9 protein-coding genes and 1 pseudogene are annotated in these 13,048 nt (G+C 38.0%); 1 reads left to right on the forward strand and 9 read right to left on the reverse strand.

The window, feature by feature from the left end:
- Positions 1–10: 10 nt before the first annotated feature.
- Complete coding sequence (locus CJ483_RS04070; RefSeq protein WP_342754517.1) at positions 11–1,117, reverse strand: C45 family autoproteolytic acyltransferase/hydrolase; 1,107 nt, start codon at positions 1,115–1,117, stop codon at positions 11–13.
- Positions 1,118–1,347: 230 nt separating this feature from the next.
- Between CJ483_RS04070 and CJ483_RS04075 the strand changes: the two genes are divergently transcribed.
- Positions 1,348–2,652: an ArsR family transcriptional regulator gene (locus CJ483_RS04075; RefSeq protein ID WP_120032186.1), complete on the forward strand. Its 1,305-nt coding sequence runs from the start codon at positions 1,348–1,350 to the stop codon at positions 2,650–2,652.
- 211 nt (positions 2,653–2,863) lie between these two features.
- On the opposite strand, the gene CJ483_RS04080 is transcribed toward CJ483_RS04075, so the two are convergent.
- From CJ483_RS04080 to CJ483_RS04115, 8 genes and pseudogenes are all read right to left on the reverse strand, one after another.
- Positions 2,864–3,931, reverse strand: coding sequence for a serine hydrolase domain-containing protein (locus CJ483_RS04080; RefSeq protein WP_120032188.1), 1,068 nt, complete (start codon positions 3,929–3,931; stop codon positions 2,864–2,866).
- 384 nt (positions 3,932–4,315) lie between these two features.
- Complete coding sequence (locus tag CJ483_RS04085; RefSeq protein WP_120032191.1) at positions 4,316–5,320, reverse strand: ABC transporter ATP-binding protein; 1,005 nt, start codon at positions 5,318–5,320, stop codon at positions 4,316–4,318.
- Complete coding sequence (locus tag CJ483_RS04090; RefSeq protein WP_120032193.1) at positions 5,301–6,320, reverse strand: ABC transporter ATP-binding protein; 1,020 nt, start codon at positions 6,318–6,320, stop codon at positions 5,301–5,303. Before CJ483_RS04090 ends, CJ483_RS04085 begins: the two co-directional genes overlap by 20 nt.
- Before the next feature lie 51 nt (positions 6,321–6,371).
- Positions 6,372–7,270: pseudogene (locus CJ483_RS04095) on the reverse strand (ABC transporter permease).
- A 15-nt stretch (positions 7,271–7,285) separates the two neighbouring features.
- Positions 7,286–8,236: an ABC transporter permease gene (locus CJ483_RS04100; protein ID WP_120032195.1), complete on the reverse strand. Its 951-nt coding sequence runs from the start codon at positions 8,234–8,236 to the stop codon at positions 7,286–7,288.
- 97 nt (positions 8,237–8,333) lie between these two features.
- Positions 8,334–9,866, reverse strand: a complete 1,533-nt coding sequence (locus tag CJ483_RS04105) for an ABC transporter substrate-binding protein (RefSeq protein ID WP_120032197.1) — start codon at positions 9,864–9,866, stop codon at positions 8,334–8,336.
- Positions 9,867–10,605: 739 nt separating this feature from the next.
- Entirely contained in the window at positions 10,606–11,418 is an 813-nt protein-coding gene (locus tag CJ483_RS04110; protein WP_120032200.1) for a carbon-nitrogen hydrolase family protein, read from the reverse strand.
- Position 11,419: 1 nt separating this feature from the next.
- Positions 11,420–12,682, reverse strand: a complete 1,263-nt coding sequence (locus tag CJ483_RS04115; RefSeq protein ID WP_182916960.1) for a sigma-54 interaction domain-containing protein — start codon at positions 12,680–12,682, stop codon at positions 11,420–11,422.
- Positions 12,683–13,048 lie beyond the last annotated feature (366 nt).

Raw genomic sequence — 13,048 nt, forward strand, 5'->3', positions numbered from 1 at the left:
ATTTAATTTTTTATGAGTGTGTAACTGTTGGCTGTTTAAGTTCATTAACACGTTTAAATGTGTGTCTTTCAAAAGGCGTTTCACATGGTTGGCCCGGAGCTAATTCAAAGTATCCATCGGACAAATTCATAACAATTGAAAAAACAGTATCAGAAGGCAATGGTCTTCCAGGTAAAGGGCTAAGTGTTTCTCCATGTCTACAGATAGAATCCGGATAATTGATATGATCTGACAAAAGTGACTTTATCGTTTCCACATCAATCTTTCCATGCTCCTTTTTCAATAATTTCTCTCCCCTTCCATGGCGTAAATGAGTATCAGGGAAATTTAGTCTTGCCAAATCTTTAATTTTAATATGCTTTGGTCCGTAAAAATGATTAGAGTGAACAATAGTATCATCCGTTAGATAAATAGCATCATAGTCATCGCATGTGCTTTCGATATCTAGCGCTTCCCCTTCTTTGGTGGCGATTAAATAGTTCGCGGATGTTCCCCTTTGCAAACGGGACACTTGTCCAACCGCTTGGGAAAATAGTTGGCTATTTAAAATGCCCCGTAAAATAACATGAACTGGCACTCCATGTGCTTGTTCAGTTGTACTTAGATAATTTAGGCATACGCCAATGCCGCTATCATTCATGCCAATCTTGCCGACAATGCCAGCTTCTGTGCACATTAACACCTTTGGGCGGTTCGGCTGAATAATTTCTACTATAATTAAACTTGGCTTAAAAGCAGCCATCCAATCCCAATTTTGTGCTAATAGTGTCTTGTTGTTTTTAGTCCCCGGAGGAACAACTGCTAATGAAGTACAACCATCAGGTGCTGACATAATTTCACTTCGTGCATTCAACGTAACAATATCTATTAATTCAACTTTCGCCCCGTCGCTAATCCCTTTCATTTCTTCCATGATGAATGGATCATACTTCTCAATCCAAGGAATATAGGCGGCTGCTCGCTCTCTTGCTTCCTTCCAACTAGTTTTATTTGTGTCCATAAAGAGTTGTTTATAAGCCTTTAAAGCGCATTGTATTTCTCTTTCTGCTTGCTCACCAATTTGTTTGCCACATTCGTATGCAGTGCCTTCTACCCGGATTTTTTTATCGTTTGCAATAGAATCCCTCCATTAGTCATTTAATGTTCATTAATGGTCATGTCCATAATTATAAATAAAATAGCTTAATTGTCAATATTTTTAGAAAATTAATATCTTTCTTTAAATAACGTTTTCTTTTAGAAAAAAGGCTTAAACAAATGTAAAATAGAGTAAGAATATTTTTATTCTTAGAAAAAGATCTTTCTGCTTCAAAAGACTTTTTTAATTCACTTAGAGGAGAGATTTTCTTGGCAATTCGTTTAGGTATTTTTGGCTCTGAAGAAGCAGTCAATAAAATTTATGCTATTGTAGAAAAGACTCCTTCTTTAAAAGGGGTTCCAATTGTTTGGGGGTTTGGCGAAGAGGAAAGCAATCCTTTGCAGCCTTATTCCGAATCAGTTGATGCTTGGCTCTTTGCTGGTGCCTTTTCCTATTCTTATGCAAAAAAATGGGGAGAGTTAAACCAACCTACATATGTTGTAGAATACACAGGCTCTAGCCTTTATAAAACCCTTTTACAGGCCTCTTATGCTCGAGGCTTAAGAATTGATGAGCTAAGTTTGGATTCATTTGAACTGGATGATATACGAATTATACTAGAAGAAATAAATGTTGGTGAGAAGCCTTTATATGTCAAACCATTTGATGAATCACAAACTCTTAGCGACTACATGGACTTTCATTATACAAAATGGGAGGAGCAAAAAATAAAAGGGGTCATTACGTGTATTCCTCAAATTAAAAGGAAGCTCGAAAGCTTAGGTGTTCCTGTTTTTCGAGTCCTGCCTACCAAATCTGCGATTGAAAGTAAGTTAAACAGCATCGTATTAGCGTTTGAGCTACAGCGCTCGCAAAATGCCCAAATTGCCGTTCAAATGCTAGAACTTGATATTGAAAACAAACTATCGAAAGATTTGTACTCTACTGATGAACTATTGAATATTGAACTAAAAATAACAGATAAACTGTTAAAGTATGCTAAGCGATTAAACGGTTCTTTAAAATCGGCCGGATTAGGCAAGTTCGTTATTTTTACCACGAAAGGAGTGATGGAAAGCATCACAAACTCCTTTTGTTCCATTCCAGAAATGATAGAGCTAGATGAAATTCATCTAAAGTCCGTGACTTGCGGCATAGGAGCTGGCTATTCAGCCTACGAGGCTGAAATACACGCGGTTAATGCCCTTATTCATGCGAAGGAGTATGGAAAAGGAACATGGATGGCTCTTTTAGATAATTATGAATTTATTGGTCCACTCGGTTCACCTAATACAATGAACTACTCCTACTATTCTGAGGAATTAGAGTCCATCAGCAAAAAAACATCTTTAAGTGTTTCGACTTTAAGCAAGGTGGCCTCATACTTAGAGAAGAACGGGACTAATGAAGTAGCCGTAAAAGAATTAAGCCAATTTCTACAGATTATGCCTAGGAGTGCTCAAAGAATTATTACTGTACTCGAAAAATATGGCTATGCATCTGTCGTTAGACAAGAAAGCCCTCATGCAAGAGGAAGGCCTAAAAAAATATATGAAATTATTCTAAAGGATTGAAGCAAGAAGCTGTTCGCTTTGTCTGCAAGTCATTAAAAAATAAACGGATTACAAGCATCATGTTAAATAAGTGTGTCTTTTGGTATGTCGATTTTCTCTTTAGTTGGAACGTTCCCCATGATTCTAGTGTTGAATTACAATAAAGTTGTTTATTTTCAAACCGCCAAATACACACTACCCCGTCCATTAAAATGGACGGGGTAGAATAAAGTTATTTAATTTTTGTCAACTGGTTTATTACTTTTATTAACATAAATCTGACACCTTTTCTTTCATAAGAAAAGTCATTAAAAGTTCCGATTAAATAGGTATCCATCTTAGGGTGATAAAACAAATAGGCTCCTGTGGCACCTGCATGTCCCCAGATATTAAATATTTTTGGCATGAGTAGCGGAACTGTTTTAAACTGCATAATGCCATAACCATACTCAATTCCTACACCATACTTCGCTTTATCGTTCATCATTTTCTCAAGCGTTTCCTTTCTCACTAATTGATAGGATGCTAAAGCCTTCATAAATTTCAACATATCTTCTCCAGTAGATACTACTCCACCGCCTGCATAGTCGAGACCTGCGTATCCTTTGTGATTAGTTATGTTGCTTTTATTAATATAGAAGTCTGCTAACTGTTGGGTATCTTTGTCTAATGGATTGGAGTAATGTAGCACAGATGAATTCATCATACCAAGGGGCTGATAAATATATTGTTCCATAGCTAAATGAAAAGGTATTCCTGTTATTTTTTCTATGATTAATCCTAATAGATGATAGTTTGTATCAGTATATTTAAAGCCGTTACCTGGAGGAAAATGAGGTTTTTGATGGTTTTTTGCCCAAGTAATAGCCTCTTGTGGGCTTATGGAAAGGTTTGGGTCAGCCAGAAGCTTTTCTAGTAATGGACGGAAATTATCATACAAACCGGACGTTTGATTTAGTAGATGTTTAATTTTAATGTCATTCGTATAATCTTTACCTTTATACACATGAAGGTGTTTGACTAATTCTTGATCTAAATATTTGGTGATGCCGTCTTCGAATGATAATTGAGCGTTTTCATATAAAATGCTAACCAAAACTGACGTGAATATTTTTCCTACGCTTGCCATATATGCTGGCTGTTTTGGATTCATTGACCCTTCTGCGATATTTAAATGGATACCTTTCTTTTCTGAATGAACAAGTAAAAATGCACTCATCAAATTTTTGTCTTTTTGTACTTGTTTTATGAATGATTGTTCAATTGAACTGATTACTTTTTCACTTTGTTTTGCTTGCACAGGCATCCCTCCATTATTTGATATTAAATTTATTCCATTAACCTGCCTCGTACAAAAGTTTACAATCTTCAGATTAACTTTAACATAATTATAATTACTCTGTAATTTAATCTTTAAACATTGTCATTCAACACCTAGGAAGCGATGAGAATTCGCACTTAAATCTATGCTATATAAAGAAAGCCGACTTTTCGTTCAAAGTGGAACGGAAAGTCGGCTTTCTTTTGCTCTTTTTTATAAGGACACGATTCATTCTAGATTGGCAGCGAATCCGGCTATAGCTACTTATAAATGTCTATCAATGAGATTCAGCGGTTGTTCTTGTAAAATATCTAGTATCACCCCAAAAGTTAATTTGACCTTTTGAAGGACTAAATCTTGGGTTCAGTCATGCAAATGGCAAGCGACGAAATGACCTTTAGACATTTCTTTCTTCACGGGTACTTCCTTCATGCAACGAGTTGTCGCATAGGGGCATCTCGTGTGGAAAACGCACCCAGGTGGTGGATTTAAAGGGGACGGTAGCTCTCCTTTTAATAAGATTCGTTCTCTTTTTACCTTCGGATTTGGAACCGGTGCTGCCGATAATAATGCCTGAGTATATGGATGAAGCGGCGAGGCAAATATACTATCGACTGGTGCTTCCTCTACAATCCGCCCTAAATACATGACTCCTATACGGTCACAAATATGGCGTACAACGCTTATATCGTGGGCAATAAAGAGATAGGTCAGTTTCATTTCCTCCTGCAATTTTTGCAGCAAATTAATGATTTGTGACTGAATCGATACGTCAAGGGCAGAAACAGGTTCATCAGCGATAATAATTTTAGGATTGACGACTAATGCACGAGCCAAGCCAATTCGTTGCCTTTGTCCGCCGGAGAATTCGTGAGGATGCCGGTAATAGTGATCTACTTGTAAACCGACTTGATTTAAGATTTCCATAACTTTTTCTGTGCGCTCTTTTTTGTTCCCAATGGAATGAATCACCAAAGGTTCTTCTAGTGTTTTTCCAATACGCTTACGTGGATTTAAGGAAGAATAAGGATCTTGAAACACCATTTGCATCTCTTGCCTCATCTGTCTAAATTCTTTTTCGCTTAGCTGAAAAATATCCTGGTTATTATACATCGCTTTCCCTTCGGTTGGTTCGGTCAAACGCAAGATCGTTCTTCCGGTAGTGCTTTTTCCGCATCCTGATTCACCAACCAACCCCAATGTCTCTCCTTCATATAGTTTAAAGGATACGTTATGAACAGCTTTTACTTGCTCCTTTACTCCTCCGAACCTTCCTAAGGGCCCTTTTATTGGAAAATACTTTTTTAATCCTTGCACTTCAAGTATAGGAGGTATTTGATTTGATTGATTATGAACTTGAAATGGCATAATTCTCCTCCTCCACTTGAGAAATTTCGCCCGCATGCCAGCATCTGACTTTCTGATTATTTTGATATAGCTTGAGTTCAGGCATTTTTTCTTTACACAATTGATCAGCATAAGGACAACGCGGGGCAAAGCGGCAGCCTTGAGGGATATTATTTAACGTAGGAACCATCCCTTTAATAACGTGCAGCTCTTGCGTGCGGTCTCCATCCAGTTGCGGAACGGATTGCATCAATCCTTTCGTATATGGATGAAGCGGTTTGGAAAACAAACTATCGACGTCGGCTTCTTCAACAATTTGACCTAAATACATAACGATCACACGGGTACATATTTCAGCAACGACACCAAGGTCATGTGTAATAAAAATAACGCCCATTTTAAGTTCCTTGTTTAATTGTATAATCAGATCTAAAATTTGCGCTTGAATGGTAACGTCTAAAGCCGTAGTCGGCTCATCGGCAATCAATAATTTCGGTTGACAAGCTAAAGCAAGGGCAATCATAACCCGTTGTCGCATCCCGCCTGATAATTGGTGTGGATATTCATTTACTCGTTTTTCTGGTGCCGGAATACCTGTTAGTTTAAGCATGTCAATAGCTTTATTATAAGCTTCTTTTTTAGAGACGTTTTGATGTAGCAAGATTGCTTCGGCAATTTGATAGCCGACAGTGTAAACCGGATTAAGGGAACTCAACGGATCTTGAAAAATCATTGCAATATCATTCCCACGGATAAGCTGCATTTCTGTATTCGAACATTTTAATAAGTTAGCCCCTTTAAAATAAATCTCGCCTTCGTATTGGGTGGTGTATTTTTCATCAAACAGCCTTAAAATAGATTGAGAGGTAACACTTTTTCCACAACCAGACTCTCCAACTACACCAAGTATTTCACCTTCTTCAACGTGGAAGCTTATTCCGTCGACTGCCGTGACCCGCCCGCGTTCTGTATGAAAATGGGTTTTAAGTTCCTTTATGCTCAATAAATATTGTTCCGTCATGGTTATCCCCCTACCTCTATGATCTTAAAAATATCACTAATCTGGTGCCGATTATTTTTTCGCTTTGCTAACATGGGGATCTATCAAGTCACGAAGACCGTCACCAAGTAAATTTAAGCCCAAGACAGATAACATAATCATCATTCCTGGAAAAACAGTCATCCACCATGCATTATAGATAACCACTTTGCCATCATACAAAATATTGCCCCAGCTTGGATCGGGCGCAGGAACCCCTACTCCTAAAAAGCTTAACGCTGCTTCCGTAATAATCGCTTCCGCAAAAATAAAAGTTGCTTGCACGACGAGCGGCGAGATCGTATTCGGCATGATATGCATCCATATGATTCGAAACGCACTTGCCCCCTGGGCTTTCATTGCCTCCACATAGGTTTCCTCACGGATCACTAAGGCTGCAGAGCGAATGACACGGGCAACATAAGGGGTAAATACAATACTTAAGGCGATAATGACATTTTTAGTCATAGGGCCAAATGCTGCCATCAATGAAATCGCCAGTAAAATTGCCGGTATCGACATTAACCCATCGCAAACCCGCATCAAGATATGATCGAGAGTCCGATAATAGCTTGCATATAGACCAATAATGACACCCATAATGGAAGATAGAGCAGCAACCGAAAAACCGACCCCCATCGTAACTTGAGCTCCGTAAGCAATCCGAGACAGAATATCCCGACCGAAATTGTCAGTACCTAGAATATGCTCATTACTGGGCCCTTGCAGCCTGTTGGATACATCCATTTCATACGGATCATGAGAAACAAGTAACGGTCCCACAATAGTCACCAAAACTAAAAAAATAATAATAATGCCCCTGAGACCATCAATTTGTTTGATAAAAGCCGCCGGGCAAATAATTGCCGTTGCTGTTTCTTCAGGTCATGTTTATATCTAGATAATTCAATATGGTTTTCTATCGCCCCCATAGTCCTCTCCCCCTTCTATCTCCGTCCTAATCGGACGCGTGGATCAATCACGCCGTATAACAAATCAATAATCAAGTTGACGAAAACATAAGTGAGAGTAACAAATAACACCACTCCTTGAATGACGGTGTAATCTCGTCTTGTTACTGAATTAATCGTAAGTTGGCCAATGCCTGGAATGTTAAAGATTGTTTCAGTAATAACAGCTCCTGCAATGAGAAAGCCGATAGATTGCCCAATAATGGTTAAAATGGGGAGAAACGCATTACGCAAAGCGTGCTTGTAAATGACATTGCGTTCCTTCACTCCCTTTGCACGAGCTGTTTTAATATAGTTGGTATTAAGAACTTCTAACATAGAAGATCTTGTCATTCTTGCAATGAGAGCCGCCTGTATGATCCCCAAGGAAGTAGCCGGTAAAATCAGATATTTTAAATGGTTCCATAATCCTGAACTTAAAGGCTGGTATCCAGCTACCGGCAGCCATTTTAACCCCACTCCAAACAACAGGATAAGAAAAAGGCTAAATAAAAAAACTGGAATAGATAATCCTAATAAAGAAAGCGACATCATAGATTGGTCAATAGCCGATCCCCGGTGTTTAGCGGCTTTAATACCGATGGGAATAGCAAGGAGCAATGCAACCAGCTCACCTAATATGGCTAGAGAGAGCGTTGGTTTCAGATGAGATAAAATCGACTGAGTGACCGACTCATTCATAAAATAAGATGTGCCTAAATCTCCGCGGAATACTCCAGTAATCCAATGGAGGTATTGCTGGTATAGCGGAAGATTAAGACCTAGCTTTTCACGTAATTCATTTACTTGCTGCTTAGTAGCCTCCTGTCCTAATATGACAGAAGCCGGATCACCAGGAGTTAAATGAAGGATTAAAAAGATAACGATGGAAACTACAAATAAGACTGGTATAAGTGAAACAACCCGTTTTAGCAGGTAAATATGCAAAGGTTTCCCCCCTTGTGATTATTCCCCATTGCTATATCAGCAATGGGGAAGTTTTTATATTCAAATTCCTACTTGTTATTTGTTACATTCCATAAAATCATCCGGTCTTGAAATTGATAGTTTGAAACCGTTTTGCGTAAATAATCGACTTTTTAACGTCACCGACTTTGATATCCGGCACATAATCGTAATACCACTTGAGCAATTCACCATAGTGGGCTTTCGCCTCGTCCGATGAAGGTAGACCTCTAATTTTGGAAACAAGCTCCAACATTTCCGGGCTATTCGTCCACCCTGCAAAGTCTGGTATCAAGGATAAATTTGAAGTTGGCTCAGGAATAGGAAGATCGATCACTACGTACATATCATACGCATTTGGATCTGCTGTCTTATCCAACAGGGTAGGCCAGTCATACACTTCCAGCTTTACTTTCATGCCGGTTTTTTCAAGCTGACTTTGGATTACTATCGCTGCATTATAGTGATCAATATAATCACGGGTGACCATAATTTTCACTTCCTTGCCGTTGTATCCTGCTTCTTTTAATAATTGTTTAGCTTTTTCAGGATCGTTTTGCTTGTACAAATCTTTGCCAACATCACTGGACCATTCTTTTTGCTGAGCCATCATCATGGAATGATTAACAGTAAAAAACTTTTCACTTTTAAAGCTACCTGTTAAGATTTTCTCCCGATCGAGCGCTGTAGCAACAGCTTTACGTGCGTTCTCATTAGAGAAGACTCCCTTTTTCTTATTAAAGTTCACACTAATATAACCGAAAGGATTAATAGAAGGAGCTAGATTGGAATCGTTTTCAAGCATTTTCACGTTATCTACTGGAACGGAAGAAGCAAAATCAAATTCCCCGCTTTGAATTCCAGCTACTCTTGTCGATGCATCCGGGGTAAAAATAAATTTAACCTCATCCAGTAGAGCTTCTTTTTTACCTGCCAATCCATCAGCCTTTTCACTGCGAGATTGATAATCATCGAAACGGGAGAGGGAAACGTATTGATCATGCTTCCATTCAACAAATTTAAATGGACCTGTTCCTATAAATTCTTTCACGCCAGTAGGACTGGCCTTTTCAACGATTTCTTTAGGCATGATCGCAGCAAAAGAAGGACCTTGGAAAGACATGATACTTAATGCAGTCGACAAAGGCCTAGGCAGATTTAAAACTACGGTGTAATCATCTTTTGCTTCAAAAACAGCATCGGAAAATTGACTTCTGCCGCCTATGCTATCCTTCCATCGATTCATGGAGGCTACAACATCATCTGCTTTCATCTCTTCACCGTTGTGAAAATGGACTCCTTTTCTTAAATGAAAAGTAATCGTTTTACCGTCATCACCTTGCTCATAAGATTCAGCTAACATCGGTTGTATGTTGTGCTTGGAATCAACAGTTAATAACGTTTCATAAACGTTTCCCATAATATCTGCCGTAGCCTGCGCCAAACTGATTTGTGGATCTAGTGTCTGGGGTTGTGCAGAATAGGCTATTTTCAAATTTCCTCCAGCAGATGTTCCTTTTCCTCCCGTTTCAGTTTTATCAGACCCACAACCAATAAGCATAATAACGAGCAAAGCAACAAGTACTGTTTTAAAGATTTTTATCATTTCCATTTAACTCCCCCCTTATTTTTAAAATTAGCGTTTACTTATCTCGGGATTAAAGACTAGCTATCGCCCTAGTTGGTGTTCCATACAGTGCAAATTTTCTTTGTCGATGAACACTTTTCTTATTTTCACTTGCACTATTCCTTGTCTCCTAAGAAACCATTTGATCCTAAGGATTGTCGAAATAATCTTTCTGTATAGTAAACTCCTAATCAAGTTTGCCACTATCACCTCCTATCGTTCGTAACAAGCATTGGACCAATACACGCAACTTTTTTAAAATCACATGATTAAAAATGCTCATGAATCATTTCCCCATTCGCTTTGGTCTTTCTTTGTTTATAAAAGTTCCACATCAGACGATAAAAATCGGGTTCCTCTCTTATTTGAATATTTATTGTTGATTAATAGCTATGACCATAATTATAAATCGCCCGATATATTTGTCAATATTTTTAGAATATTTAGATACAATTTTTATTCACTGTTTTCGTGAAAAAGGTACAAATAGTAAAAGCACGTTATTCAAAACACGCTTTTTCAATCCTTAACTTTCCGTGAGCCTCCTCGTCGCATGCACTCCTGCGGGGTCTCACCAGGACTCGATTTTCCCGCTGGAGTCGCCGCCTTCTGTTACAATCAACGGTGAAAAAACAGCATTCTGATCTAACAAAGTCATTTTATAAAAATCTGATTAAAACTTGCTTAAAATTCTTTAACTCCATAATAATCATTAATTGTCTTCTTATTTAATTGCGTGAGGGCTATTAAAATAGCTGGTGTATAGCTGCCCCCTTCTATTCGTAAGATATTTCATCGGTTGTTCTTCTCTTGTTTTATGAATATCTGATAAATCAATGGAAGCCACAATCATTTCTTCATTGTTTCCTGCTTTTGCAATAAAATGCCCTTCTGGAGAGATAACAGCACTTTCCCCGAAAAAAAGCGTTGTTTTCTCAAGGCCTACTTTGTTAGCTGCTGCAAGAAAAAGCTGATTTTCCAACGCTCGTGCACGCAAAAAGAGCTCTTGATGCGGTTCATAAGGAACGCTGTGAGCATTTAAAACTAGGAGTAAATCAGCTCCTTCCACGGCATAAATACGTGATACTTCCGGAAATTCAACATCGAATGTCATCATTAAAGCGATGTTCCCAAAAGAAGTATGAAAAATAGGGAACTCTTCTCCAGGTGTGAAAAATTGTTTTTCTTTATCAAACAAATGAGTTTTACGATAAACACCTTTTAGGCTCCCGTCTTTTTCGATAAATGCCGCAGAATTGTAATAGCAATTGTTCTCATACTCAGGAAAACCGATAATGACACCAACACCTGTTTCTTTCACCTTATGTTGAATAGCTCGAATACTCGTCCCATTCACCGGCTCAGCCAGTTCTTTTACTTTATCTTGAATTAAAAACCCGGATAAAAATAATTCCGGAAACAATATATAATCAATATTTTTTTCTTTGCTTTGTTCAATCATTGATAAAACGCGGTTAAGATTGAATGTGGTTTCAAATAAGACCCCTTTTAGTTGAGCAAGAGCAATTGTTAGCATGTTATTCTTCCCTTCCCTCTTCCCGAAACCGTTTTAGTTTTTTTACTATTGTGGATTGGTCGACTCCTAATGCCTTCGCCGCTTTATACGTGCTTTGATAGAGAGTATATGCTTTCATAATGAGCTCTTTCTCTACCATTTCTTTTGCCTGCTTAAGAGGCATAAGCGTTGACTGTTCATCATTTTGTTTTGTTTTTCCAGTGAGAGATTGAAAGAACGGCGGCAAATGTTGTAGCCGAATTTCATTATCTTCTGTCGTAATAGTTAATCGTTCAATAATATTTTCTAATTCTCTTACATTTCCTGGCCATGCATAATGTGTAAAGCTCTCTTCTGCTTCCGGATGAAATGTTTTAAAAATACCGTATTTGCTTGCTTTTTGTTTTAAAAAATGACGAGCTAAATAGATAATATCCTCTGTTCGTTCTCGTAATGGCGGGATTTCAATCGGAACCACATTAAGCCTATAATAGAGGTCCTCACGAAACTTTTTTTGCTTAACAAGCTCTAATAAATTACGATTGGTGGCTGCAATAACACGAATATTGATGGGGATTTGTTTTACAGCACCAATAGGCCGAATACAGTGCTCTTGTAAAACCTCTAGCAGCTTTACTTGCATATTCAATGGTAATTCTCCAATTTCATCTAAAAAAACAATTCCTTCGTTCGCTGACTCAAAGATCCCCTTTTTCCCTCCTTTTTTCCCGCCTGTGAAACTTCCATTTGTGTAACCAAACAATTCAGCTTCCATTAGAGGTTCAGGGATGGCTCCGCAGTTGACTGACAGGAAGGGATGATTGGAACGGCTGCTATACTTGTGAATAAGTTTCGCAACCATACTTTTCCCCACACCCGATTCTCCAAGCAGGAGAATCGTAGAGTCGACAAACGAAACTTTTTTTATTACTTCGAGTACTTCTTTCATATTAGCTGAACGAGTAATAAAAGCTGTATCAAGTTCATCATCTCTTTTTTCCCTTGTTAGATAAGGTGAACCTTCTTCTCTGGAGGAGACTGCTATAAACATTTTCGATCCTTGCTTAAAAATAATAATCCCAAGTGGTTGAATGTCTAGATGAACAAGGTCATTATCTTCCAGCGTTTTCAGCCTCTTTTCAACAATACTTTGAATAATATCAATCATTTTTTCATCAAAAAAGCCGTAAAAAAGGTTGATTTGTGCTGAGTTAAAGATCCCTTCATTCGAAGTCCGTATGGTGTGAACTATCCATTTGTCATTTGCCTGTATATTCTTTATCATGGTCATCTCCCCAATTTGTAGAATGATGAAAAAAAACATCTGATGCTATTTTTCATCACTCCCCTTAATTCAAGTATTAGCAAAGAAAAAAACACCTTTTTCTATAGAAGTGATGATTTTTTTCATCGTTATTTGCTCAATTATAAGACTTTTACAAGCAATACACAAATTATTTTGAATTGGCATAAGATTTGCACTATTAAAGAAAACTAAAGAAAGGATGACCAGCTTGTAACAGCTAGTGAAAATGTATGGAGAAAAAAGGAGGATGAGGATGAGCAGAGGAAAAGTGACATTATGTTTCTTTGTATTTAATTGGATCGTACTAAGTACATTAGTCGTTCCACCCATTTTTAAATATTTCAA

The organism is Bacillus sp. PK3_68, assembly GCF_003600835.1.
Classification (GTDB): Bacteria; Bacillota; Bacilli; order Bacillales; family Domibacillaceae; genus Pseudobacillus.